The organism is Streptomyces sp. NBC_01723, from assembly GCF_036246005.1.
Lineage (GTDB): Bacteria > Actinomycetota > Actinomycetes > Streptomycetales > Streptomycetaceae > Streptomyces.
The window spans coordinates 3796087-3821229 of sequence record NZ_CP109171.1; the positions used below are offsets into that span (position 1 = coordinate 3796087).

Consider the following 25143-nt stretch of genomic DNA (forward strand, 5'->3'; position numbering starts at 1 on the left):
CCCCCCTCACACGGCCCGGCGCACCCGCCGCCGTCCCAGCGGCTCCGGCCCGCACCACGCCCCCGCCGCGGCCACCGCCGCCAGCAGCACCGCCCACCGGTCGTGCCCGGCCGCCCACCGGGGGTCGTCGGGCGTCACGAACAGCGCCCAGCCCTCCGGCAGCGACAGCGGCGCGAGGACGGCCGCCAGGAGCAGGGCCGCCGCGACGAGCGGCCCCGGGCGGGCCTCGTCCGTCAGCCGTACCGCCGCGGCGGCACCGGCGAGCGCCAGCAGGGCCGCCACCGCCGCCTCCAGGGTGATGTCACCGGCCGGGGGCCGGGACTCCGACGGGGTGAGCAGCAGCGCGGCCGTCCACCACAGGGCGGCGAGTGGTGCGACCAGTGCCACCCGCAGCGCCTGCCGGACCGGCCGCCGGGTGGGCACGGGCGCGGTGAGGTGCCGGGCCGGGTCGTCCAGCAGGAAGGCCAGCCCGAGGGCGCCGGTCAGGGCGACGCCCCGCAGCAGCACCAGCGTCTCCCAGGGACCGGGCTCGGCACCGGTGACGACCGGCGTGGCGGCGATCAGCAGCCCGAGCGCCCCCGCCGCCGCCAGTACCCGCCACGGCAGAGTGCGCCACACGGCGCCCACGAGATCCGCCGTCACTCCTCGCACGAGTCCGCCTTCTCCGGCCCGGCCACACCGAGCAGTTCGGCGGCGCGGGCGGTCGTGACGCCCGGCGCGGTCAGCTCGGACCAGTGCGCCTTCACCCGCTCGCCGACCCCGGCGGGCGGCTTCTCCAGCAGCCGCCGTACGACGTCCGTCTGGCCCGCCGTCATGGACAGCGGCTCGGTGGGCGACAGCACGATCGCGGACCCCCGCACACTGTCGTCCACCCGGACCCGGCGCAGGGCGTTCACCGGGTCGTCCTGCCAGCTCAGGGAGAGCCACATGAGGGTGACCATCCGCCCGTCGCAGACCTCGCTCCCCGCCTTCTCGCTGCCCGCGACGAGCACGGCGGCGACGGCGCTGGAGAACTCGGGCACCCGGTTGCCGCCCCAGGCGGTACCCACCGTCACCTGTCCGGCGCCGGTCTGCGGAGCCATCGCGGCGTCGTTGACCAGCCCGTACGTGGCGACGACCCGCTGCCGTACGTCGAGCCGCCGTTCGTGCGCGGAGCCCCCGGCCAGCGCCTGGACCCGGTCCACGACTCCGGCCCAGGTGCCGACGCGGGGCGTCCACTCGGGGAAGGCGCAGTACGTCGACCGGCCGCGCTCGGCGCACCTCAGTCCCGGGTCCGACACGGCACGCTCACGGGCGGCGGTCAGCTCCGGTGACGGCGCGACTCCCCGGGCCTGCAGGACGCCCCCGGTGACCGCCACGGCCAGCCCCAGGACGACACCCGTCCGGACGACGATGCTCCGCCCGCCGGCGACGAGCACCGCGAGGAGGGCCAGGCACAGGGCCACGCCCGCCAGGTAGAGGGCGTGCCAGGCGGCGGGCCGCCCCAGCAGCTCGGACGGCAGGGCGCCGGCACCGGTCTCCACGACGACCGGCGCCAGCCAGGACATGCCGTCCGCGCCGTCCGGCCCCGTGCCGAGGACGAACGTGTACAGCAGCAGCACCACCGTCAGCGGCCCCGCGAGCGCCGACCGGACCACCCGGGCAAGCAGCACCCCGAACATCCCGAACACCAGCACCACCAGCGGACCGACGGCCAGCTCGGCCGGCGAACCGTGCCCGACCGCGCCCGGCTTGAGCGCCTCCCAGGTGAACTGCCCGCCCACGCACACCGCGGTGAGCAGGGCGGCCGGTACGACGGACAGCGCGTGGGCCGCCGTACGGCGCCGGCGCGGCATCACCAGCACCCCGAAGTGGTGCTCGGTACCGTGCCGTCCGGAGCGCAGCACGGCGAAGTTGGCGCACACCAGGACGGCCAGCCCGACGAGCATCGGCATCGTCTGGGTGCTCCGGTCGGCGTCCTGGAGGGCGGGATACCCGTCCCAGGAGTCGGGCGTACGCCAGCCGATCCAGGCGAGATACGCCACGAAGGCGACGACCACGGGAGGACTCGTCAGCAGCCGCCGCGCCTCGAACCGCGCCAGCGCGAGCAGAGTCCCGTTCGAGGAGCCCCGCACCCCGGTCTCCTCACCCGCCGGGGCATCGGCGACCACGGCACTCACGCGGCCACCTCCGCACCGTTGCCGTCACCGTCGAGGACGAGGAGATAGCCGTCCTCCAGGGTGGGTTCGGCCGGCTCCGCCCCCGCGGGCGGATCCCCGACGTTCCGGAACGCACCGGTCCCGGTACGCCACCCGGCCCTCGCCCCCGGATCCCGCTCCGCACTGCTCCAGACCCGCCCCTCGGCGCGGGCGGTCAGTTCGGCCGGTGTCCCGTCGAACCGCACCACGCCTTCGGCCATCACGACGACCCGGTGGCAGAGCATCGCCACGTCCTCGGTCTGGTGGGTGGAGAGCAGCACGGTCCGGCCCTCCCCCGCCCCGGCGATCAGCTCGCGGAACCGCATCCGCTGCTCGGGATCGAGACCCACGGTCGGCTCGTCCAGCACCAGGAACCCCGGGTCGCCCACCAGGGCGGCGGCCAGGGCGACCCGCTGCCGCATCCCCCCGGACAACTTCTTGATCTTCCGTCCGCGTACGTCCCCGAGCCCGACGTCCTCCAGCACCCGCCGCACCTCGCGATGGCGTTCCCGCCGCCCCGCCAGCTCCTTCAGGATCGCGACGTAGTCGACGAACTCGAAGGCGGTGAAGTCCTGGTGGAAGCCGGGCGTCTGCGGCAGGTACCCGAGCCGCCGCCGCACCTCCTGCCGCCCGCGCGAGGTACCCGGGTCGTGCCCGAGCACGGTGAAGGCCCCGTGGTCGGCGGGCACGGCGGTGGCGAGTACGCGCAACAGGGTGGTCTTCCCTGCCCCGTTGGGTCCGAGCAGCCCGGTGACGCCCGGGGTGAGCCGCAGCGACACGTCGTCGAGGGCCCGGGTGCGCCCGTAGTGAAGGCTGAGCCCGGACGCGGAAACAGTGGGGGTCATACGCCACTCCCGTACAAGAGAAAGATCAAGGAACCGGCCGGCGACCTCACACGGCCCCCCGCCCGAGCACGTCGAACCGGTCCCGGAAGATGAACAGAAGCCCGGCACCCAGCAGGGCGAGCCCCGCGGACACGCCCTGCCCGGCCGCGGTGAACGGCGCGAGCGGAACGTCCTCGCCCCGCCCCGCACTGGCCACGACCAGCAGCACCACCCAGGCCCCGGCCACCGCCGCCGGCCCCGCCACCGGGCCCAGCCGGGGGGTCAGCGCGAGCCCGGCCGTGGTGAGCGCGAGCCCGGGCAGCAGCCAGGCCAGCGCGGTCAGCCCGTACCCGGGCATGGCGAGGGAGGCCAGCCCGTTCACCCCGAGGGCCACGACCAGCACGGCGACCGTACGGATCATCAGCAGCCGGAAGCCGTGCATGGGCGAGACGACGGCCATCTCGTACGTCGGGTCCATGACGGGCCCGTAGGCGAGGGCCACGCCGGCCAGCGGCAGCAGCGGGGCGAGGGCGAGGAAGAGGGTGGGCCGCTCGGCGGCACCGGCCGAGAAGGCGACGAAGAAGGTCGTGACCAGTACGGCGGCGACGGCACCGAGCCAGGAGCGACGCAGTACGGGCGTGGCCGCGAGCAGCCGGGCCGTGCCGTCACCGACGCCGCCCCGCACCAGCAGCCCCTCGAACCACCCCGGCCGGGGTGCGTCCAGCTCGGTGTCGAGCCGCTCCCACCCCAGGTCCAGGGCAGCGCGGTCACTCACCTCGGCGAGCACGCCCCGGCACTCCGCGCAGGCGCTCAGATGGGCGTCGGCGGACCACAGCAGGGGCGCCGCCAGCTCCCCCCGGGCATAGGCCCGAAGATCACCCTCATCCACGTGCCACCCCTGCCGGCGGCTGTCCTCGTCACTCATGCCAGCGCCTCCCGCAGCTGCCGGCGGGCACGCATGGCCCGCGTCTTGACCGTGCCCGGCGGGATGCCGAGCAGGACGGCCGCCTCGCGGGTGGTCAGCCCGTCGACGACGGTGGCCTGGAGCACCGCGCGCAGCTCCGGCGACAGCCGTACGAGCGCACCGGCGAGGTCGCCGTGCTCGACCCCGGCGAGCACCCGCTCCTCCGCCGAGACCTCGTCCCGGTGCCGCAACCGCGCCAGCGCCTGCCGCAGGCGTCCGCGCGCTCCGTCGCCGCGCAGCACGTCGATGAGGCGCCGCGACCCGATGCGCCACAGCCACCCCGGGACGTCCCCGTCCTCCCGGTACCGAGCGCTACCGCGCCACACCGCGAGGAACGTCTCCTGCACGACGTCGTCGACGACGCCGGCGTCGGAGCAGCGGCTGCGCATGCGGGCCGTCAGCCAGGGGGCGTACCGGCGGTACAGCTCCTCGAAGGCCCGCCGGTCACCGTCCCCCGCGACGGCCCGCAACAGCTCCCCGTCGCTTCTCGTTTCGCTCACATCTCCTCATCGCACGAGCCCCACGCATCGGTTCACACGATCGCAGTGAGCCTTTCGTGCGGGGTGCACCGGCGTGGACGCGGGCCGGCTGGACGTGGCGGCCCCACCGGAGCGGCCGCAGGCCGCCGTCAGGCATCCCGCCAGAGGTCTCCCGCTATCCCACACGTCATGTCCCCGTAACCATCGATTCAGACAGCCTTGCGACCCTCACCGAATGAAGCCCACCGAGCCAGAGCCTTCCGTGCCCTCCGACGCGCCTGTCCGGCGCGCGGCGCGGAAGAATGGGTTCATGAGGCAGCCGAACACCCAGGCAGAGGTCCAGCACACGCAGCCCTCCGTGGGCTCCATCGCCGCGCACCGCTCGCACACCGTGGCCGCCACGGTCTCCGACCTGGAGCCGGACATCGACGCCGATCTCGACGCGTACGAGGAGTCGGAGGAGTCCCAGGCCGGCGGCGCCCAGCTCCCGCAGGGCCGCTTCCTGGACCGCGAGCGCAGCTGGCTCGCGTTCAACGAACGCGTCCTCGAACTCGCCGAGGACCCCGCCACCCCCCTCCTCGAGCGTGCCAACTTCCTCGCGATCTTCGCCAGCAACCTGGACGAGTTCTTCATGGTCCGCGTCGCCGGCCTCAAGCGCCGCATCGCGACCGGCGTGGCCACCCGCTCCGCCTCCGGCCTCCAGCCCCGCGAGGTCCTGGACATGATCTGGGCCCGCTCACGCGAGCTCATGGCCCGCCACGCCGCCTGCTTCCACGAGGACGTCGCCCCGGGCCTCGCCGAGGAGGGCATCCACCTGGTCCGCTGGAGCGAACTGGCCGAGAAGGAACAGGCCCGCCTGTTCACCCTCTTCCGGCACCAGATCTTCCCGGTCCTCACCCCCCTCGCCGTCGACCCGGCCCACCCCTTCCCGTACATCTCGGGCCTCTCCCTCAACCTCGCGGTCGTCGTCCGCAACCCCGTCACGGGCCACCGCCACTTCGCCCGCGTCAAGGTCCCGCCGCTGCTCTCCCGCTTCCTGGAGGCGTCCCCGGGCCGCTACGTCCCCATCGAGGACGTCATCGCCGCCCATCTGGAAGAGCTGTTCCCCGGCATGGAGGTCCTGGAGCACCACGCCTTCCGCCTCACCCGCAACGAGGACCTGGAGGTGGAGGAGGACGACGCGGAGAACCTCCTCCAGGCCCTCGAGAAGGAGCTGATGCGGCGCCGCTTCGGCCCGCCCGTCCGCCTGGAGGTCGAGGAGAGCGTGGACCGCGAGGTCCTGGACCTCCTCGTCCGCGAGCTGAAGATCGGCGAGGCGGAGGTCTACCCGCTCCCCGGCCCGCTGGACCTCACCGGCCTCTTCCGCATCCACAGTCTCGACCGCCCCGAGCTGAAGTACCCGAAGTTCGTCGCCGGCACCCACCGCGACCTGGCCGAGGTGGAGTCCGCCTCCGCGCCGGACGTCTTCGCCGCGCTGCGCAGCAGGGACGTGCTCCTGCACCACCCGTACGACTCCTTCTCGACCTCGGTCCAGGCCTTCCTGGAGCAGGCGGCGGCCGACCCGGACGTCCTGGCGATCAAGCAGACGCTGTACCGCACCTCGGGCGACTCCCCGATAGTCGACGCGCTCATCGACGCGGCCGAGTCGGGCAAGCAGGTCCTGGTCCTGGTCGAGATCAAGGCCCGCTTCGACGAGCACGCGAACATCAAGTGGGCCCGCAAGCTGGAGGAGGCCGGCTGCCACGTGGTCTACGGCCTGGTCGGCTTGAAGACCCACTGCAAGCTCTCCCTGGTGGTCCGCCAGGAGGGCGAGACCCTGCGCCGCTACAGCCACGTGGGCACCGGCAACTACCACCCGAAGACGGCCCGCCTCTACGAGGACCTCGGCCTGCTCACCGCGGACCCGCAGGTCGGCGCGGACCTCTCCGACCTGTTCAACCGCCTCTCCGGCTACTCCCGCCGCGAGACCTACCGCCGGCTCCTGGTCGCGCCCAAGTCCCTGCGCGACGGCCTGGTCTCCCGGATCCACAAGGAGATCCAGCACCACCACGCCGGCCGCCCCGCGTACATACGCATCAAGGTCAACTCGATGGTCGACGAGGCCGTGGTCGACGCCTGCTACCGGGCGTCCCAGGCCGGCGTCCCGGTCGACGTGTGGGTGCGGGGCATCTGCGCGCTGCGCCCCGGCGTGGAGGGCCTGTCGGAGAACATCAGCGTCCGCTCGGTCCTCGGCCGCTTCCTCGAACACTCGCGGGTCTTCGCCTTCGGCAACGGCGGCGAGCCGGAGGTCTGGTTCGGCAGCGCCGACATGATGCACCGCAACCTCGACCGCCGGATCGAGGCCCTGGTCCGGGTCACCGACCCGGCCCACCGGGCGGCCCTGAACCGGCTGCTCGAGACCGGCATGTCCGACGGCACCGCCTCCTGGCACCTCGGCCCGGACGGCGAGTGGACCCGGCACGCGGCCGACGCGGACGGCCAGCCCCTGCGCAACATCCAGGAGATGCTCATAGACGCCCGGAGGCGCCGGCGTGGCACAGCGACACCTTGACCCGACGGACCGGGCCCCCGCGAAAGCGGTGGCGCACCCGGCCTCGGACACCGACGCCCTGGCGTCCTATCTGCGGGCCCAGGCCACGGAGTTCCTCCGTGCCCTGCGCCGGCACCGCGAGTCGGGCGCGTCCCCGAACGGCGCGTCACCGGCGACCAGGTCGGCGGCGCCCCCCGTCCCGCCCACGACCCACGTGGACACGGCCCGCGCCCTGCGCCGGGCCGCCCGCCGCCTCAGCGGCACGCTGCACACGTTCCAGCCCCTGCTGGACGCCGACTGGGCGGAGGGCATGCGCCCCGAGCTGGCCTGGCTGTCCGGCACGCTGGCGATGGAACACGCGTACGCGTCCCGCCTGGACCGCCTGCTACAGGCCCTGCACCGGCTCTCGGGTTCCTCACCGCTCCCGTCCCCGCGCCCGGTGAGCGGCAGCGCCGGGGCGGCAGCGCCACCACCGACCACGCCCCCCACCGCCCACCCCGACCGGGGCAACCTCACCGTGGGCGCCGCCAAGGCGGGCGCGCTGCTCGACCGTCAGCTGACCCTGGCCCGCACCCGGGCCCACTCCACCGCCCTCCAGGCCCTCGGCAGCAGCCGCTTCCACGCGGTCGCCGACAAGGTCGCCTTACTGGCCAGCGAGGTCCCGCTGCGGACCACCGGCCCCCTCACCGCCCCCGCGGCCGCCACCCCCACCGGCCTCCGCCCCCTGGCCACCGCGGCCGAGGACCGCCTGACCGACGCCGTGGCCGCCCTCCCGCTGGTCACCGCGGGCAGCCCGTACAACGCCCAGGCGCTGGTCCACGGCCTCTCCCCCGACCCGTCGCCGCACCCGCAGGACGCCCCCTGGCACCAGGTCCGCCTGCTCCTGCGCCTGCACCGGTACGCCCTCGAAGTGCTGACCGGCGAGGCCACCGGGCACACCGCGGACACCGACCCCGACGACTGCGCGGACGTACGCCTGCTCGCCGCGGGCGAGGCCCTGGACCTGCACCGCGACGCCTCGGAGGCCGCGGCGGCCGCGGCCCAGGCGGCCCGTACGCCGCGCATCGCACCGGCGACGGCGTACGCGCTGGGCGTGCTCCACGCCGACCAGCGGCATGAGGTGGAGGCGGCGAGGTACGCGTTCCAGCACAGCTGGCACAAGGAACCCATCAGGCTGCCGTAGCCGCTGCCGTGGGTCTCTCCTCGGAACCGGGACAGGAGGCGCGAGCACACAGTGGTGACCCCCGCAGACACCGTCCAGGCGGCCGGCTGCGTCCTGTGGCGCTCCGCCCCGGAGCACCCCTCCGCCCTGGAGCTGTGCCTCGTCCACCGCCCGAAGTACGACGACTGGTCGCACCCGAAGGGCAAGCTCAAGCCCGGCGAGGACCCGCTCGCCGCCGCCCTGCGCGAGGTCGCGGAGGAGACCGGGTACGCCGCCCGGCCGGGCGTCGAGCTGCCCACGGTGCGCTACCTGGCGAACGGCCGCCCCAAAGTGGTCCGGTACTGGGCGGCGACGGCCACCACCGGCGCCTTCGCCCCGTCCGACGAGGTCGACCGCATCCTGTGGCTGGAGCCCGCGGCCGCCCGCGCCCGGCTCACCCAGCCCCGCGACCGGGCCCTCGTGGACGCCCTCCTCGGGACCCTCCCGCCCGGGACCACTCCGTGTCCTTGACGTAAGCGTTCCGTGACCTCACCGCACCGTCCACAGGGGTTCACCCCGCGTTCATTTACGCCCATCGGCGGCTTCACCTGTTCTGCCTAATTTCGGCCTTAGCCGATACGGGCCGCATCCCGAAAACGCGTCCGTATCGCCAAGCCCGCGTGACCCGCACCACCCGCAAGACCCCGCAGCACACAGCCTGCATCGCAGTCCTCGCACGCCGCCGGATTCAGGACGGCGGCTCCTGGAAGGAACTCCCTCAAGTGAAGCTTCAGCGCATGAACCGGCGGGCCCTCGCTCTCGGTGCTCTCGCCGTCTCCGGCGCCCTGGCCCTCACGGCGTGCGGCTCCGACGACACCGGCGGCAACAGCAGCGGCGGGGACAGCAGCGCCAACGCCAGCAACATCAAGTGCGAGGACGCCAAGGGCCAGCTCCAGGCCTCCGGCTCCTCCGCCCAGAAGAACGCGATCGACGCCTGGGTCAAGCAGTACGTCGCCGCCTGCCAGGGCGTGCAGATCAACTACAACCCGACCGGCTCGGGTGCGGGCATCACCGCGTTCACGCAGGGCCAGACCGCGTTCGCCGGTTCGGACTCCGCGCTGAAGCCCGACGAGGTCGAGGCCTCCAAGAAGGTCTGCAAGGACGGCCAGGCCATCAACCTGCCGATGGTCGGCGGCCCGATCGCGGTCGGCTTCAACGTCCCCGGCGTCGACACCCTCAACCTGGACGCCGCGACGCTCGCCCAGATCTTCGACAGCAAGATCACCAACTGGAACGACCCGGCCATCGCCAAGCTCAACCCCGACGCCAAGCTGCCCGACCTGAAGATCCAGGCGTTCCACCGCTCGGACGAGTCCGGCACCACGGACAACTTCACCAAGTACCTGAAGGCCGCCGCGCCCAAGGACTGGAAGTACGAGGGCGGCAAGTCCTGGGAGGCCAAGGGCGGCCAGTCCGCGCAGGGCTCCTCCGGCCTGGCCGCGCAGGTGAAGCAGACCTCCGGCGCCATCTCGTACTTCGAGCTGTCCTACGCCAAGGACGGCATCAAGACCGTCGACGTCAAGACCGCCGCCGCCGAGCCGGCCAAGGCCACCGTCGAGAACGCCACCGCCGCCATCGGCGCGGCCAAGGTCGTCGGCACCGGCAAGGACCTCGCGCTGGAGCTGGACTACACCCCGGACGCCGCCGGCGCCTACCCGATCGTCCTGGTGACGTACGAGATCGCCTGCGACAAGGGCAACAAGGCGGAGACCCTGCCCGCCACCAAGTCCTTCCTGAACTACATCGCCTCGGAGGACGGCCAGGGCCTGCTGGCGGACGCCGGCTACGCCCCGATGCCCACCGAGATCATCACCAAGGTCCGCGAGACCATCTCGGGCCTGAGCTGACCCGAGTGCGGTCCGGTCCCCGAACGGGGGCCGGGCCGCACCGTCCGGTGCACCGCCGCCAGGAGCCCCCGACGGGCTCCGCCCGAGCCGCCGCGTACGACGGCTCCGCAGACCGGAGAACCCGATGGACATAACTACGGACACCCAGAAGCCGACGCCCTCCCCCACACCCCCGCCCACCACCCCCGGGGACCAGCGCGCCGCCCGCGGCGCCGGCCGCCCCGGCGACCGGATCTTCCTCGGGCTCTCCCGCGGGTCCGGCATCCTGGTGCTGGTCATCATGGCCGCCATCGCGGCCTTCCTCACCTACCGCGCCACCCTCGCGATCAGCAAGGACGAGGCCAACTTCTTCACCACCTTCGAGTGGAACCCGAGCGGCGTCCCGGCCGAGTTCGGCATCGCGGTCCTGGCCTTCGGCACCATCGTGTCGTCGATCATCGCCATGGTCATCGCGGTCCCGATCGCGGTCGGCATCGCCCTGTTCATCACGCACTACGCGCCGCGCAGGCTGGGCGGCCCGATCGCGTACGTGATCGACCTGCTCGCCGCCGTGCCCTCGATCGTCTACGGCCTGTGGGGTGCGCTCGTCCTCGTGCCGCACCTGAACGGGCTCTACGGCTGGCTGGACCAGTACCTCGGCTGGACCGGGATCCTGGAGTGGAACGGCGGCGCGCCGCGCTCGCTGTTCACCGTGGGCATCCTGCTCGCGATCATGATCCTGCCGATCATCACCAACGTCAGCCGTGAGGTATTCCGGCAGGTCCCGCGCATGCACGAGGAGGCCGCCCTGGCCCTCGGCGCCACGCGCTGGGAGGTCATCCGGATGTCGGTGATCCCCTTCGGCCGCTCCGGCGTCATCTCCGCCTCGATGCTCGGCCTCGGCCGCGCGCTCGGCGAGACCATGGCCGTCGCCATGGTCCTCTCGCCGACCTTCGACATCAGCCCCAGCCTGCTCGACCCGGGCGGCGGCACCTTCGCGCAGAACATCGCCAGCAAGTTCAACGAGGCGACCGTGATGGGCCAGGACGCGCTGATCGCCTCCGGCCTGGTGCTGTTCGTCATCACCCTGGCGGTCAACGGCGCGGCCCGCATGATCATCGCCCGCCGCAAGGAGTACTCGGGGGCCAACGCATGAGCCACGCAACCCTTACCCCCAAGAGCCGCAGCTCCCTGCGCGGCGCGACCCTGCCCAAGTGGTTCCCCTGGGCGGTCGCCGGCGGCTCGGTCCTCGCCGGCCTGGGCATCAGCGCCGCGGCCGGGCTGAACAGCAGCATCCAGTGGGCCCTGATCGCCGCGGTGCTCTTCGTCGCCGGCACGTACGCCATCTCGGCGCGCGTCGAGGGCGTGCGCCAGGCCAAGGACCGGGTGGCGACCAGCATGGTCTGGGTCGCGTTCCTGATGGCGCTGATCCCGCTGCTCTCCCTGATCTGGGAGACCGTGAAGCAGGGCGTGAAGGTCCTCGACGGCTACTTCCTCAGCCACTCGATGGGCGTGGTCGCCGACAGCGAGCCCGGCGGCGGCATCTACCACGCCATCCTCGGCACCCTGGAGCAGGTCGGCCTCGCCACCCTGTTCTCCGTGCCGATCGGCGTGCTCACCGCGATCTACCTGGTCGAGTACGGCCGCGGCCGGCTCGCCAAGGCCGTCACCTTCTTCGTCGACGTCATGACGGGCATCCCGTCGATCGTCGCGGGTCTGTTCGTCCTCAGCCTGTGGGTCCTGATCCTCGACATGGGCCCGTCCGGCATCGCCGGTTCCTTCGCCCTGTGCATCCTGATGATCCCGGTGGTCGTCCGGTCCACCGAGGAGATGCTCAAGCTCGTCCCGAACGAGCTGCGCGAGGCGTCGCTCGCCCTGGGCGTGCCCAAGTGGCGCACGATCCTCAAGGTGGTCCTGCCGACGTCGATCGGCGGCATCGTCACCGGTGTCATGCTGGCCGTCGCCCGCATCACCGGCGAGACGGCCCCCGTGCTGCTGCTGGTCTGGGGCACCGACTTCATCAACGCGAACCCGTTCCAGGATCCGCAGGAGTCGCTGCCGATGTACATCTACCTCCAGTACAGCGCGGGCTCCGACGCGGCCTACGACCGTGCCTGGGCGGCGGCCCTGACGCTCATCGCGTTCATCATGATCCTCAATCTGGCCGCGCGCGGCGTCGCGCGCTGGAAGGCACCGAAGACGGGTCGCTGACGCGACCGGCGGAAACAGTCAGCGACCTGACCCGAAAGAAGCAGTGATACCCATGGCCAAGCGCATAGATGTCAGCGGCCTCAACGCCTACTACAGCTCCTTCCTGGCCATCGAGGACATCTCGATGACCGTCGAGCCCCGCTCCGTGACGGCCTTCATCGGCCCGTCCGGCTGCGGCAAGTCCACCTTCCTGCGCACGCTCAATCGCATGCACGAGGTCACCCCGGGCGGCCGGGTGGACGGCAAGGTCATGCTGGACGACGAGAACCTCTACGGCACCGGCATCGACCCGGTCGCCGTGCGCCGCGAGGTCGGCATGGTCTTCCAGCGCCCGAACCCGTTCCCGACGATGTCGGTCTACGACAACGTGGCGGCCGGCCTGCGCCTCAACGGCAAGTACAAGAAGTCGCAGCTGGACGACGTCGTCGAGAAGTCCCTGCGGGGCGCGAACCTCTGGAACGAGGTCAAGGACCGCCTGAACAAGCCGGGCTCCGGGCTGTCCGGAGGCCAGCAGCAGCGCCTGTGCATCGCGCGGGCGATCGCGGTCGAGCCGAACGTCCTGCTCATGGACGAGCCCTGCTCCGCCCTCGACCCGATCTCCACCCTCGCGATCGAGGACCTGATCGGCGAGCTGAAGGAGCGCTTCACGATCGTCATCGTGACGCACAACATGCAGCAGGCGGCGCGCGTCTCCGACCGCACGGCGTTCTTCAACCTGGCGGCCGTCGGCCAGCCCGGCAAGCTGATCGAGATCGACGACACGGAGCGCATCTTCTCCAACCCGTCGGTCCAGGCCACGGAGGACTACATCTCCGGCCGCTTCGGCTAGACACGCCTCCCGATCCCCTCGCGGTGCTGCATGGCGGTGCCACCGCGAGGAGCACAAGGGCCCGCCCCCGAACCCGGGGGCGGGCCCAACGTCGTACACCCGGCCGGTGCGCGCGACGGCTAGAGGATCAGCAGATCCACGATCCAGAACGACACCGCGGCCACCGCCGCAGCCGCCGGCATGGTGATGAACCACCCCATGATGATGTTGCGCGCAACCCCCCACCGCACGGCGTTCACCCGCTTCGTGGCCCCGACACCCATGATCGACGACGTGATGACATGCGTCGTGGAGATCGGCGCGTGGAACAGGAACGCCGACCCGAACATGATCGACGCACCGGTCGTCTCCGCGGCGAACCCCTGCGGCGGATCCAGCTCGATGATCTTGCGACCCAGCGTCCGCATGATCCGCCAGCCACCGGCGTACGTCCCCGCGGACAGCATCAGCGCACAGGCGATCTTCACCCACACCGGGATCGGGTCGCCGTAGTCCTCGACATCGGCGATGACCAGCGCCATCACCACGATGCCCATCGTCTTCTGGGCGTCCTGCAGACCGTGCCCCAGCGCCATGCCCGCCGCCGAGACCGTCTGCGCGATACGGAATCCGCGCTTCGCCTTGTGCGGGTTGGAACGCCGGAAGATCCACATGATCGCGGTCATCACCAGATAGCCGGAGACCAGGCCGATGACCGGCGACAGGAACATGGGGATGACGACCTTGTCGACGACCCCGTGCCAGTACACGGTCGTGCTCCCGGCGAGCGCGGCCCCCACCATGCCGCCGAACAGCGCGTGCGAGGACGAGGACGGCAGACCGAAGTACCAGGTGATGAGGTTCCAGACGATCGCTCCCACGAGGGCGGCGAAGAGGATCCCCATCCCCTTCGAGCCCTCGGGCGTCTCGATCAGCCCCTCGCTGACGGTCTTGGCGACCCCGGAGCCCATGAACGCGCCGGCGAGGTTCATGACGGCGGCCATCGCGAGCGCCGCCCGGGGCGTCAGCGCACGCGTCGACACGGACGTCGCGATCGCGTTCGCCGAGTCGTGGAAGCCGTTGGTGTACGTGAAGAAGAGCGCGACCCCGATGGTCACGACCAGAGCGAAGGTGTCCATGAAGAGGTCAGGACTCCTTGACGGCGATGGTCTCCACCGTGTTCGCCACGTGCTCGAAGGCGTCGGCCGCTTCCTCGAGCACATCCACGATCTGCTTGAGCTTCAGCACCTCTATTGCCTCGTAGGTGCCGTTGAAGAGGTGCGCGAGCAGCTTGCGGTGGATCTGGTCGGCCTGGTTCTCCAGGCGGTTGACCTCGATCCAGTACTCGGTGAGGTTGTCCATGGTGCGCAGGTTCGGCATGGCCTCGGCGGTCAGCTCGGCGGCCCGCGCCAGCACCTCGATCTGCTGCTCGACGCCCTTCGGCAGCTCCTCGACGTTGTAGAGGACGACCAGGTCGACGGCCTCCTCCATGAAGTCCATGATGTCGTCGAGGGACGACGCGAGGTTGTAGATGTCCTCGCGGTCGAAGGGCGTGATGAACGAGGAGTTCAGCTGGTGGAAGATCGCGTGCGTGGCGTCGTCACCCGCGTGTTCGGCGGCCCGCATACGCTCTGCGATCTCGGCCCGGGCGGACGCGTCCGCCCCGAGCAGTTCCATCAGGAGTTTCGAGCCCGTGACGATGTTGTCCGCGGAGGCGGCGAACATGTCGTAGAAGCTCGTCTCCCTGGGGGTCAGACGAAAGCGCACGTGGGGTCCTCGGGGTGCATGGGTTTCGGTCAGGCTGATGCTAGGCGCATCATCCGGCCACGGCTAACGGGCCGTCCCCCAGTGTCGCCCATCAGGCAGAGTGATGAGCAGGGGGGCGATGCCGAGGCTCTGCCAAGGGCCCCTTACCCAGGAAAGTTCGTTACCATATACCCGTCAGGGGTATATGTCTGCAATCCCCCGGAACCCCCGAAATCCAGCAGGAGGACGCGATGACGACCACCGAGGCCGGCGCGGGTGCGTCCTCCGCCGCCGTGGAACAGGTGGAGACGGCCGGCACGGAGATCGTGACCGACCACGACCGCGGCGTGCACGGCTACCACAAGCAGAAGGACGAACACCTCAAGCGCCTGCGCCGCATCGAGGGCCAGATCCGCGGCCTGCAGCGCATGGTCGACGAGGACGTCTACTGCATCGACATACTCACCCAGGTCTCGGCCTCGACGAAGGCCCTCCAGTCCTTCGCGCTGCAACTCCTGGAGGAGCATCTGCGCCACTGCGTCGCCGACGCGGCCGTCAAGGGCGGCGCCGAGATCGACGCGAAGGTGGAAGAGGCGACGAAGGCCATCGGACGGCTACTGCGCACGTGAGCGTTCCTCGGCCACGCGCAGCACCTCGTCGATGCTCTCCAGGCTGAGCCGCTCCCGGGCGGCCGACGCCGCGATGATCAGCTCACCGCACAGCTCGATCTCGGCGAGGGCCACGTGGTCCTGAACCGCCGTGCCGCCGACCGGAGCCACACCCGTCACCTCGTCTCTGCCGTCACCGGCTTCCTAGAGTAGGGAGCGGCCTACGCACCGCGCATGGCACGGAAGGGCTAGTTCTTGCCGTCCGCCGCCTCATCCGCGGCCCCGGCCGCCGCCTCACCGGGCTCCGCCGCGATCCGGCCGGCGTAGATGTCCCGCTCCTCGGGCAGCCGTACGCGGACGGCGGTGCCGAAGCCGAAGAGCAGCGTCGTCGAGGCGACGGCCACGGTGCCCTCCTCGCGCCCGTTGACGAAGCTGAAGCGCTGCCGGAGCTTGCGGATGCGCCCCTCGTCGTCGAGGTAGGCGTCGAACGGCACCTCGGCGGTGGCGAACCCCTCGGCCGCCGCGGCCAGCGCCTCCTTGTTGCCGTCCGAGGCACCGCGTGCCGCCCGCGCGAGATCGGCGGTCCCCCGGTAGTGCCGCACCGCGGTCCCCGCGACCTCGGTGCGCTCCACGAACGTCGCCCGGTGCGTGCCGCGCAGCACCTCGGCGGCGGCGAAGGGGTCCGTCGCCCCGCCGGTCACCAGGTTCCCGTCGGACAGCGAGGCGGTCTCGACCCGCACCCACTTGTCGTCGGGCACGCCGGCGCCCCGGTTCTTCATGAACAGTGCCCCCGGCGCGAGCAGTTCGGTGATCGGCCGATGCTCACTCGCCCCCGCCGGGTCCTGCGGCAGCCGTACCTTCAGCCGCCCGAGCCGTGCATCGAAGTCGTACACACCCTCGCCGCGGATGGTCACCCGGGTCCCGCCGCTGGCCATCTCCATCGCGGTGCGCGCCTTGGCGCTCCCGGCGGCCACCAGCCGGTCGGCGGCCTGGTGCAGCACGGCGACCGGATCACCGCCGTCGGCCCCCTGCGCGGTGGACCCCGGCCCGGAGCACGCGGCACCGGTCAGACACATGCACACGACACCCACGGCCGGGGCGAGCCCACCGCCCGCCCTCGTCCTGCCCCGCCGCTCCCGCTCCCGCCCGACCATCGCCACCTGCCCCAAGCCGTCCCGCCCGTTCCGGACCCGCTGCCGTCCCGGTTAACGAGGGGCAGGCGACCCCGGTAACGTGGCGGGCGTGGCGCAACAGGACGGCATCGAAGCCCCCGGGGACGCCCCGGAACACCTCACGACGACGGTCGAGCAGGGCCCGTTCTGCCTGGCCCGCTGCACCTGCGGCTGGCGAGGCCCGGCCCGAAGAGCCAGAAGCCAGGCCCGCACGGACGCGGAATCCCACCCCAGCACGTAGCCCCACCCCCCATAGCTGCGGGCAATCGTGCCGCCGGGGCGGCACGGGTGGGCGCAGCGGCACCCGGCAAGCGCCGGCTCGCGACACCCACCCCCGGCCCACCAACGCGACAGCACCCGCCCACCGCCGGCCCGCGACACCCACCCCGTCCCCACACAGGACCACCCGCCAGGCCCATTCGTGGAACCCCCACCACCGCACCCCCGTCTCCTCCCAAGACCCCCCCACGGGACGCGGAGGCGACATGCACCGGCGCACATTCCTAGGCGGCTCCACAGCCGCCGCCCTCACCGCAACCACGGCCTCGGCCTGCACAGGCACAAGCCCCGGCACGGACCCCGGCACGGGCCCCGGCCCGGCGAAGAACCCCCAGACCACCCCCCGCCTCACCCACACCGCAACCTCCACCCGCACCCCCACCCCCACCTCCTGGGCAGCCCTGGCCAAATCCCTGGACGGCCCCCTGATCCGTCCCGGCGACCGCGCCTGGCAATCGGCCCACCGCCTCTACAACACCCGCTTCGACACCCTCAAACCGACCGCCGTCGCCTACGCCGCCCACCCAGACGACATCCGCACGGCTCTCTCCTACGCCCGTGCCCACCACGTCCCCGTGGCCGTCCGCAACGGCGGCCACTCCTACGCGGGCTGGTCCTCCGGCGACGGCCGTCTGATCATCGACGTCTCGAAACTCAACCGCGTCCGGGCGAGCGGCAACGAGGCCACCGTCGGCGCCGGCGCCAAGCTCATCGACGTGTACCGCGCCCTCTCCGCGAAGGGCGTCACCATCCCCGCCGGCTCCTGTCCCACCGTCGGCGTCTCCGGCCTCACCCTCGGCGGCGGCCACGGCGTCGTCTCCCGGGCCTACGGCCTGACCTGTGACAGCCTCACCCGGGCCACCCTGATCACGGCGGACGGCAAGCAGATCACCGCCGACGCCACCAACGGCCACAAGGACCTGTTCTGGGCCCTGCGCGGCGCGGGCAACGCCAACTTCGGCGTGGTCACCGAGTTCCAGTTCCGCACCCACCCGGCCCCGCGGGCCGTGACGGCGTACCTGACCTGGCCCTGGCGCAGGGCCGCCGCGGTCGTCCGCGCCTGGCAGGAGTGGGGGCCGGACCAGCCCGACGAGATCTGGTCGTCCCTCCACCTGGCCGCCGCCCCCGGCCGCACGCCCACCGTCTCGGTCGCCGCCTTCTCCCTGGGCGGCTACCGCGAACTGCAGAACGCCGTGGACCGCCTGGCCGGCCGCATCGGCTCATCCGCGAGCAAGGTGTACCTCAAGCGGCGTTCGTACGAGGAGTCGATGGAGATGTACGCGGGCTGCTCGTCGTTCTCCACCGACGCCCGCTGCCACCTCCCGGGCTCCACCCCGGGCCGCTCGCCCGAGGGCGGACTCGGCCGCGAGACGTACGCGGCCCGCTCGGACTTCTTCGACCGCTCGATCCCGGCGGACGGCATCCGCGCCCTGCTCTCCCGCCTCACCTCGGTGCGCGGCGGCGCCGGCAGCATCGCGTTCACCGCGCTCGGCGGCGCGGTGAACCGCGTCTCCCCGACGGCGACCGCGTTCGTGCACCGCCGCTCCCGCACGTTGGCCCAGTACCTCGTCTCGTGGCGGCCGGGCACGAGCGGCACGGACGCCCAGTCCTGGCTGGCCTCCGCCCACAAGTCGATGCGCCCGTACGCCTCGGGCGCCGCCTACCAGAACTACACGGACCCGACCCTGACGGACTGGCGGAAGGCCTACTACGCGGACGCGGCCCCGCGCCTGGCGAAACTCAAGCGCCAGTACGACCCGGACCGCGTCTTCAACAACCCCCAGGCGCTCTAGAAAGGCGCCCGCGTACGCCTTAGGCGGCGAGATCCCGCTCTCCCGCCCCGGCGCTCTCCTTGCGCGCCCCGGGGATCACGGCATCGCGTCCGGCCGCGCCCTCCGGGCCGCGCGCGCTGACCAGCCACCCCACCCGGGGCGACCGCTCGATCGCGCGGGTCAGCGGTGTGAGAAGGGCCATGGCGACCGGCGACAGCAGCAGCGCGACGGCCGTGCCGAGGGCGAAACCGCCCACGACGTCCGTCGGGTAGTGCACGCCCATGTAGACCCGGGCGAAGCCGCCGAACAGCGCGAGCACGATCGCGGCGATCCCGAACTTGCGGTGGGCCACGAACAGGGCGACGGCCAGCGCCATCACGAGCGTCGCGTGATCGCTGACGAAGGAGAAGTCGTTCTTCCCGTCGACGAGCACCTCGAGCCCGTCATGCGTCTTGAAGGGCCGGGGGCGCTCCACGAAACCCCGTATCGGGACGTTGATCAGTACCGCGACACCGGCCGCGAGCGGCGCCCATACGAGGGCCGCCACGTTGGAGGCCGCGTCCTGACCGCCGCGCCGCCGCACACCCCACCAGCACCAGAGCACCAGCAGCACGATCGCGAACAGCAGTCCGTACTCACCGACGAACTCCATGACCCGGTCGAACCAGTGCGGCGCGTCCTTGGCCAGGCCATTGATGTCGTAGAGCAGCTCGACGTCGGGGTTCGACCCGGATTCGGCGAGTCCAGCCATGGTGCTGCGGCCCCTTCGTCATGTCCTCCGGCGCGCCGAACGCGCGCCTCTTGCGCCACCCCCGTGGTCACCTACACGAACACAGGAACGCACGGCCCCCGTTGATACGTTCCACACTCCACTGAATGATCACGCAGACGTTATCGAAGAGAAACACGTCGCCGCAGCTCAGGGCAGGGTTTCACGCTGGGTTCAAACCCTCGCATTCACACCGTGGTGGGCAGCGCTTTCGCGCCATCCTCGGTCACCCGCGTGGCCCCGAAGTAGTCGGGGGTGTCGATCGGGTCGAACCGGATCACAGCACCCGTGCGGGGGGCGTCGATCATGTAGCCGCCGCCGACGTAAATCCCCACATGCCGGATGGCCCGGGAGTTGGTGAGATCGTCCGAGAAGAACACCAGGTCGCCGGGGAGCAGTTCGTCCCGCGAGGGATGCGGCCCCGCGTTGTACTGATCGTTCGCGACGCGCGGCAACTTGATCCCCACGCTCTCGTACGCCGCCTTGGTCAGGCCCGAACAGTCGAACCGCCCGCCCTGCTCGGGCGTCCCGTTCCCGCCCCAGAGATAGAGCGTGCCGAGCTTCTTCTGCGCGTACGCGATGGCCCCGGCGGCCTGCTCCGACGGATCCACCCGCGTCTGGGGCGCCGCGAAGCTCTTCTCCAGGGTGGTGATCACCTTCACGTAGTTCCGGGTCTCCTTGTACGGCGGGACACCCTGGTACTTGATCACCGCGTAGGCCCCCGCGTTGTAGGAGGCCAGCATGTTCTCGGTCGGATTCCCGGGCACGTCCTTCACGTACGACGCGAGGGAGCAGTCGTACGAGGCGGCCGACGGGATCGCGTCGTTGGGATCCCACACATCCCGGTCGCCGTCCCCGTCCCCGTCGATGCCGTGGGTCGCCCACGTACCGGGGATGAACTGCGCTATGCCCTGCGCCGCCGCGTGGCTCTGCGCCTTCGGGTTGAAGCCGCTCTCCTGGTAGAGCTGGGCGGCGAGCAGCGCCGGGTTGATGGCGGGGCAGAGATTGCCCCACTTCTGCACGAGCGGCTGGTAGGCCGCGGGCACCGACCCCTTGGCGAGCTTCTTCGTCCCTCCGCCGGCGCCTCCCGCGAGGTCTCCGGCGACCAGGTAGACGCCCACGACCAGCAGCATCACGAAGGAGAGACCGGACCCGACGACCACGGTCCCCGCGATCCACGCCTTACGCACCGTCAACCGCCCCTCGCCGTCCAGGAGTCGCCGCCCGGTTCAGTGTAGAGGCGACACCCCTGCGGCGGCCGTCACCGGACGAACACCAAAACGGCCCTTCACCCGACCACCCGTCAGAATCCGCCACCCGGAGTCGAAGACGGCCTGAAAGGGCCTAACGACCGAACCACCCGGCAGGTTTCGCTCACGCATCGTTGCCCCTCGTGACCTGCCGTGATACACAGAGTGACGATACGACACTTCGTACTCCGTCACGCGCCTCCCTGAGCACCCGGCGTGAAGTGGTGGCAAGCTATTCGTACGAAACCCGCCAATCAATGACGCCAAGTCGACATACGACGGCGGCATTGTCGGCGACAATGAGGCCTGACCTCTGCACGTCCGCAGAGGGCGCGGAACTACCCAACAGGGGCGGTGACTTACATGCTCTTTGCGGCCGACGAGGGAGACATCAACACCATCATCGGGGGGATCGCTCCGGACTGGGGCCCCTTCGGCAGCCTGGGCAACGAGGCCAAGATCATGATCGAGGTGGTGATGGCCGTCGCCATCCTGCTCTGCCTCGGCATCGCCATCTGGGGCGCCGCCAAGCAGCGCATCGGCGCCACCGCGCTGCGCGACACCTTCAGCGCGGAGCAGGGCAAGGGCCTCATCATTGCCGGGCTGACGGGCGTGTTCATCATCGGCTCGCTCGGCACCCTCTTCACCATCGTGTACGGGATGGCCGTGTAGCCCGGCACCCCACGGTCCCTGTCTCCCCCACCCCACCCGCCCGTCGTGCCAACCGGCTGAGGTTGCGTTTCCCTGATGTCGAGTCACCACACCGCGCCCGCGCGGGAACCAGCACGGCTACCGTCGTACTTCTACGGCAGGCACGACGTCGAGGGGGCGTACGCGGCATGAGTCTCGGAGACGACCACCAGTCCTCCGGCGGTTACGGCGGCACCGGTCAGACACGGACCAGACTGCCCGACGCGGACGGGGGGCCGCGGCGCGGCGGCCGCTCGTCCTCACGGAGCCTGGTCACGGTGGTCGGCGTCGTCGTCCTCCTCATCGCGGCGATCGCCTTCGCGAACCGTGGAGGAGACGATTCCGCATCCCCGGACGACGACGCGGCGGCAAGCAACCCGAAAACCTCGGCAACGGCCCCGTCCGGCACCCAGCCGGTCCAGTCGGGCTTCGCCCACGACGACCAGGGCGCACAGAGCGCGGCGGCGAACTACGCGGTGGCTCTCGTCTCCGCCGACATCCTCAAGCCGGCCCGGCGTGACGAGATCGTGCGTCAGGTCTTCGTGGCCGACAAGCAGGCCGCGCTCGGAGACAAGTTCGACAAGGCCTACAGCAAGCAGTTCCTCAGCTCCATCGGCTTGGACGCGAACGGCAACGCCACGCGTGGCAGCACCTACGTCTCGCGCACCATGCCGATCGGCACCAAGGTCACCCAGTCCACCGATGCCTCCACGACCGTGGAGGTCTGGTGCACCGGGGTGTTCGGCACAGCGGGCGAGAAGACCACCAACCCCGTCAGCAGCGACTGGTTCACCATGACCCTGCAGCTGCGCTGGGCGGACGGCGACTGGAAGGTCGAGTCCTTCTCCCAGAAGGACGGCCCCGCGCCCGTCCCCGGGGACAACAAGGCGTCCAGCGCCGACGAGATGTCCAAGGCCGTCCAGGAGTACGGAGGGTTCACGTATGCCCGCTAACCCGCGCCGCGTACTCAAGGTCGCCGCCGCGCTGACCGCCGTACAGGCCACGGCCGTTCTGCTCGCCAGCCGCGCCGTCGCCGCACCCACACCCTCGCCGACCCCGTCGGACGACAACTGCGATCTCATCGTGGGCCCCGCCAAGGACTACTGCCGACGAGGCGAAGGCGGCGGGTCCACCGGCGGTGCCGGCGGAGGCGACTACAGCCCCACCGCCACCCTCGACCCCCTCTCCTCCCTCGCCAAGGGCTGCGCCAAGGCCGCCTCCTGGACCATCGACAAGCTCAGCGACGCCGTCCAGGACACCGCCAACGTCGACTTCACGAACCCGACGTTCCTCCAGCAGTACGCCGTCGTCTTCGCGGCCTCGACGATCCTCACGCTCCTCCTGTGGCTGCTGGCCGTCGCCAAGCGAGCCGTGCGCGGCGTCCCGCTCACCACCGCGCTCTCCGAGGCGATCGGGTTCCTCTGGCTCACCGTCCTCGCGTCGGCGTTCACGCCGCTGATCCTGTACACGGTCGTCTCGGCCACCGACGGCGTCACGGACGTCCTCGCCAACGCCACCGGCGACCAGACGGACACCTTCTTCGGCACGTTCTCCGGCGCCCTGGAGAAGGGCGAGGACATCGGCGGCGGACCGATCATGCTGATCGTCGTCTCCCTGGTGTCGATCCTCGCCGCCGGCGTCCTCTGGCTGGAACTCGTCATCCGCGCCGCCCTGCTCTACGTCGGCGCCCTGCTCGGCACCGTCGTCTACGCCGGCCTGGTCGACAAGAACCTGTGGGGCCACGTCCGCCGCTGGGCCGGGATCATGATCGCCGTGATCCTCGTCAAGCCCGTCATCGTCATCGTCCTCGGGCTGGCCGGCGCCCTGTCCGCCGACGACGGACCCGACGCCTTCTCGGCCGTCGTCTCCGGCCTCGCCATCATCCTGCTCGCGATCTTCGCCTCGGCGATGATCTACCGTTTCGTCCCCGGGTTCGGCGACGAGATCGCGAACGGCCGCAACAACCGCATCATGCAGGGCGCCGAAGGCAAGGCCGCCGCGGTGATCAGCTCCCCGGCGAACCTCGTCGCCCAGGGCATCAGAACCCACAGCACCCGCCACAACGGCGACGGCGGCGGCCAGTCCTCGTCCTCCGCGGCCGCCCGCCCCTCGAACCCCGCCTCCGGCGGAGTCGCCGCGCACAGCTCGCGCCCCTCGAACGGCGGCGGCGGAAATGTCCCCTCCGCCGCACCCGCACCGCGCTCCGCCAGCCCGGTGAACACGCCCCACGCCGGCAACACCCGCAACAGCAAGAGCACAGGAGGTGACGGGCGTTGACGACCGAGTCCCACGTGTCCCATCCGGTCACGCCCCGCCGTACGTATCTGATCGGCCGCGCCCGGCCGAACGCGATCGTCGGCCGCAACCGCGAGACCGGTGAGATCGCGCTGATCGTCGTGGGCGCCTTCCTCGGCATGATGTGCGGGCTCCTCGTCCCCGTCCTCTCCCTGCGCATCGTGCTGCTCTGCGGCTTCCCGATGCTCGCGCTGGCGGCCGTCTACGTGCCGTACAAGCACCGGACGTTCTACAAGTGGTTCGAGATCAACCGCAGCTTCAAGCGGACGCTGCGCAACGGCACCACCTACCGCTCCGGCGCCATCGAGGCCGGCACCCGGGCCGACGGGCGTGAGGTCGAGGTCGGCCCACCGCCCGGCATCGGCCGCATCAGCTGGCTGGCGGCGCCGTTCGGCCCCGACGAGATCGCCGTACTGCTGCACGCCGACCGCAAGACCGTCACCGCCGCCATCGAGATCGAGGGCCCCGGCGTCGGCCTGCGCGACTCCGAGGACCAGGAAGCCCTCGTCGACCGCTTCGGCACCCTGCTCAAGCACGTGGCCAACGGCGACGGCTTCGTCACCCGCATCCAGATGCTGGCCCGCACCCTCCCGGCCGACCCCGACGCGCACGCCAAGGACGTCGCCCAGCGCGGCGACGCCAAGTCGCTGCCGTGGCTCCAGCAGTCGTACGACCAGCTCCAGTCGATGGTGTCGACCAGCAGCGAGCAGCACCGCGCGTACCTCATCGCCTGCATGCACTACAACCGCGAGCTGGCCGCCGAGGCCAACGCCATGGCCCGCGCCGCCCGCCCGCAGAACGGGCGCAAGCTGGACCGGGACGCCGGCCTCGCCGTCGTCATGGCGCGCGAGCTGACCGACATCTGCTCCCGCCTCCAGGAAGCCGACATCCGCGTACGCCAGCCGCTGGGCCAGGGCCGGCTCGCCTCCCTCGTGCACGCCATGTACGACCCGGACCACCCCATCGACCACATCCAGGCGATGACCAAGCGCAACGCCTGGCCGGCCGAGCTGGACGCCATGGAGCCCACCTACCTCCAGGCCAAGACCCGCGAGTCCTCCACCCGCGCGCCCTGGTGCCACGCCACCGCCTGGATCAAGGAGTGGCCGATGACCCCGGTCGGCGTGAACTTCCTCGCGCCGCTCCTCGTCCACACCCCGGACGTCATCCGCACGGTCGCCGTGACCATGGACCTCGAACCCACCGAGGTCGCCATCGAACGCATGCTGACCGAGAAGACCAACGACGACGCCGAGGCGTCCCGCGCCGCCAAGATGAACCGGACCGTGGACCCGCGCGACGTCGCCGCCCACGGCCGCCTCGACCAGCGCGGCGAGGACCTCGCCAGCGGCGCGGCAGGCGTCAACCTGGTCGGCTACATCACCGTCTCCTCCCGCAACCCCGAGGCCCTGGCCCGCGACAAGCGGACCATAAGGGCGTCGGCCGGGAAGTCGTACCTGAAACTGGAGTGGTGCGACCGTGAGCACCATCGCGCCTTCGTGAACACACTTCCGTTCGCCACCGGCATCCGAAGGTAGGGGC

General features: G+C 71.4%; 25 protein-coding genes. 14 read left to right on the forward strand and 11 right to left on the reverse strand.

What is annotated here, in order from left to right:
• Window positions 1-6 precede the first annotated feature (6 nt).
• From OIE75_RS17440 to OIE75_RS17460, 5 genes are read right to left on the reverse strand one after another with little or no spacing between them, the layout of a single operon-like run.
• Entirely contained in the window at window positions 7-651 is a 645-nt protein-coding gene (locus OIE75_RS17440) for an ABC transporter (protein WP_329471425.1), read from the reverse strand.
• A complete protein-coding gene (locus OIE75_RS17445) occupies window positions 639-2159 on the reverse strand; it encodes an ABC transporter permease (RefSeq protein ID WP_443078370.1) in 1521 nt (506 codons plus the stop codon). The genes OIE75_RS17440 and OIE75_RS17445 overlap by 13 nt, the downstream gene beginning before the upstream one ends.
• Complete coding sequence (locus OIE75_RS17450; RefSeq protein WP_329471426.1) at window positions 2156-3022, reverse strand: ABC transporter ATP-binding protein; 867 nt, start codon at window positions 3020-3022, stop codon at window positions 2156-2158. The genes OIE75_RS17445 and OIE75_RS17450 overlap by 4 nt, the downstream gene beginning before the upstream one ends.
• 46 nt (window positions 3023-3068) lie before the next feature.
• Window positions 3069-3926 carry a zf-HC2 domain-containing protein gene (locus OIE75_RS17455; protein ID WP_329471427.1) on the reverse strand — a complete coding sequence of 286 codons (858 nt, stop codon included), beginning with the start codon at window positions 3924-3926 and terminating at the stop codon, window positions 3069-3071.
• Entirely contained in the window at window positions 3923-4465 is a 543-nt protein-coding gene (locus tag OIE75_RS17460) for an RNA polymerase sigma factor (RefSeq protein WP_307013484.1), read from the reverse strand. Before OIE75_RS17460 ends, OIE75_RS17455 begins: the two co-directional genes overlap by 4 nt.
• 289 nt (window positions 4466-4754) lie before the next feature.
• On the opposite strand from OIE75_RS17460, the gene OIE75_RS17465 reads away from it, so the two are divergent.
• The 7 genes from OIE75_RS17465 (at window position 4755) to pstB (ending at window position 13041) form a co-directional block, all read left to right on the forward strand.
• Complete coding sequence (locus OIE75_RS17465; protein WP_307013487.1) at window positions 4755-6995, forward strand: RNA degradosome polyphosphate kinase; 2241 nt, start codon at window positions 4755-4757, stop codon at window positions 6993-6995.
• Entirely contained in the window at window positions 6976-8157 is a 1182-nt protein-coding gene (locus OIE75_RS17470) for a CHAD domain-containing protein (RefSeq protein WP_329471428.1), read from the forward strand. Before OIE75_RS17465 ends, OIE75_RS17470 begins: the two co-directional genes overlap by 20 nt.
• 54 nt (window positions 8158-8211) lie before the next feature.
• Window positions 8212-8646 (forward strand): NUDIX hydrolase, encoded by a 435-nt coding sequence (locus OIE75_RS17475; protein ID WP_307017990.1) that lies wholly within the window; start codon window positions 8212-8214, stop codon window positions 8644-8646.
• Window positions 8647-8897: 251 nt separating this feature from the next.
• Complete coding sequence (gene pstS / locus OIE75_RS17480; RefSeq protein WP_307013490.1) at window positions 8898-10022, forward strand: phosphate ABC transporter substrate-binding protein PstS; 1125 nt, start codon at window positions 8898-8900, stop codon at window positions 10020-10022.
• A gap of 124 nt (window positions 10023-10146) precedes the next feature.
• Window positions 10147-11157: a phosphate ABC transporter permease subunit PstC gene (gene pstC / locus OIE75_RS17485; RefSeq protein ID WP_307013491.1), complete on the forward strand. Its 1011-nt coding sequence runs from the start codon at window positions 10147-10149 to the stop codon at window positions 11155-11157.
• A complete protein-coding gene (pstA, locus tag OIE75_RS17490; protein ID WP_307013493.1) occupies window positions 11154-12212 on the forward strand; it encodes a phosphate ABC transporter permease PstA in 1059 nt (352 codons plus the stop codon). The genes pstC and pstA overlap by 4 nt, the downstream gene beginning before the upstream one ends.
• Before the next feature lie 52 nt (window positions 12213-12264).
• Window positions 12265-13041: a phosphate ABC transporter ATP-binding protein PstB gene (gene pstB, locus OIE75_RS17495; RefSeq protein ID WP_122621145.1), complete on the forward strand. Its 777-nt coding sequence runs from the start codon at window positions 12265-12267 to the stop codon at window positions 13039-13041.
• A 119-nt stretch (window positions 13042-13160) separates the two neighbouring features.
• Here the strand turns inward: pstB and pitH are convergent, their stop codons facing one another.
• Together pitH and OIE75_RS17505 are read right to left on the reverse strand one after the other, a co-directional pair.
• Window positions 13161-14159: a low-affinity phosphate transporter PitH gene (pitH, locus tag OIE75_RS17500; protein ID WP_307013494.1), complete on the reverse strand. Its 999-nt coding sequence runs from the start codon at window positions 14157-14159 to the stop codon at window positions 13161-13163.
• 7 nt (window positions 14160-14166) lie between these two features.
• On the reverse strand, window positions 14167-14787 hold the full coding sequence (locus OIE75_RS17505; RefSeq protein ID WP_122621147.1) for a DUF47 domain-containing protein: 621 nt from the start codon (window positions 14785-14787) through the stop codon (window positions 14167-14169).
• Window positions 14788-15017: 230 nt separating this feature from the next.
• Here OIE75_RS17505 and OIE75_RS17510 point away from each other — a divergent pair, with 230 nt between their 5' ends.
• On the forward strand, window positions 15018-15395 hold the full coding sequence (locus OIE75_RS17510; protein WP_307013496.1) for a metal-sensitive transcriptional regulator: 378 nt from the start codon (window positions 15018-15020) through the stop codon (window positions 15393-15395).
• Here the strand turns inward: OIE75_RS17510 and OIE75_RS17515 are convergent.
• Window positions 15381-15545 carry a hypothetical protein gene (locus OIE75_RS17515; RefSeq protein ID WP_007451049.1) on the reverse strand — a complete coding sequence of 55 codons (165 nt, stop codon included), beginning with the start codon at window positions 15543-15545 and terminating at the stop codon, window positions 15381-15383. The genes OIE75_RS17510 and OIE75_RS17515 overlap by 15 nt on opposite strands.
• Before the next feature lie 77 nt (window positions 15546-15622).
• Window positions 15623-16528 (reverse strand): hypothetical protein, encoded by a 906-nt coding sequence (locus OIE75_RS17520; protein WP_329474008.1) that lies wholly within the window; start codon window positions 16526-16528, stop codon window positions 15623-15625.
• Window positions 16529-16616: 88 nt separating this feature from the next.
• Between OIE75_RS17520 and OIE75_RS17525 the strand changes: the two genes are divergently transcribed.
• Both OIE75_RS17525 and OIE75_RS17530 read left to right on the forward strand, forming a co-directional pair.
• The gene (locus tag OIE75_RS17525) at window positions 16617-16787 is read left to right on the forward strand and encodes a hypothetical protein (protein ID WP_307013498.1); all 171 of its coding nucleotides are present in this window, start codon (window positions 16617-16619) and stop codon (window positions 16785-16787) included.
• A 244-nt stretch (window positions 16788-17031) separates the two neighbouring features.
• Window positions 17032-18618 carry an FAD-binding oxidoreductase gene (locus OIE75_RS17530; RefSeq protein ID WP_329471430.1) on the forward strand — a complete coding sequence of 529 codons (1587 nt, stop codon included), beginning with the start codon at window positions 17032-17034 and terminating at the stop codon, window positions 18616-18618.
• Window positions 18619-18637: 19 nt separating this feature from the next.
• On the opposite strand, the gene OIE75_RS17535 is transcribed toward OIE75_RS17530, so the two are convergent.
• Both OIE75_RS17535 and OIE75_RS17540 read right to left on the reverse strand, forming a co-directional pair.
• Window positions 18638-19348, reverse strand: a complete 711-nt coding sequence (locus tag OIE75_RS17535; protein ID WP_307013500.1) for a phosphatase PAP2 family protein — start codon at window positions 19346-19348, stop codon at window positions 18638-18640.
• Between the two features lie 206 nt (window positions 19349-19554).
• Complete coding sequence (locus OIE75_RS17540; protein WP_234961481.1) at window positions 19555-20562, reverse strand: C40 family peptidase; 1008 nt, start codon at window positions 20560-20562, stop codon at window positions 19555-19557.
• Window positions 20563-20979: 417 nt separating this feature from the next.
• Here OIE75_RS17540 and OIE75_RS17545 point away from each other — a divergent pair, with 417 nt between their 5' ends.
• From OIE75_RS17545 to OIE75_RS17560, 4 genes are all read left to right on the forward strand, one after another.
• A complete protein-coding gene (locus OIE75_RS17545) occupies window positions 20980-21288 on the forward strand; it encodes a hypothetical protein (RefSeq protein WP_055417641.1) in 309 nt (102 codons plus the stop codon).
• 167 nt (window positions 21289-21455) lie between these two features.
• Window positions 21456-22259 carry a hypothetical protein gene (locus OIE75_RS17550; protein ID WP_307013502.1) on the forward strand — a complete coding sequence of 268 codons (804 nt, stop codon included), beginning with the start codon at window positions 21456-21458 and terminating at the stop codon, window positions 22257-22259.
• Window positions 22249-23583, forward strand: coding sequence for a hypothetical protein (locus OIE75_RS17555; protein WP_307013504.1), 1335 nt, complete (start codon window positions 22249-22251; stop codon window positions 23581-23583). Before OIE75_RS17550 ends, OIE75_RS17555 begins: the two co-directional genes overlap by 11 nt.
• Window positions 23580-25139, forward strand: a complete 1560-nt coding sequence (locus OIE75_RS17560) for an SCO6880 family protein (protein ID WP_122621152.1) — start codon at window positions 23580-23582, stop codon at window positions 25137-25139. The genes OIE75_RS17555 and OIE75_RS17560 overlap by 4 nt, the downstream gene beginning before the upstream one ends.
• The last annotated feature ends 4 nt before the right edge of the window (window positions 25140-25143 follow it).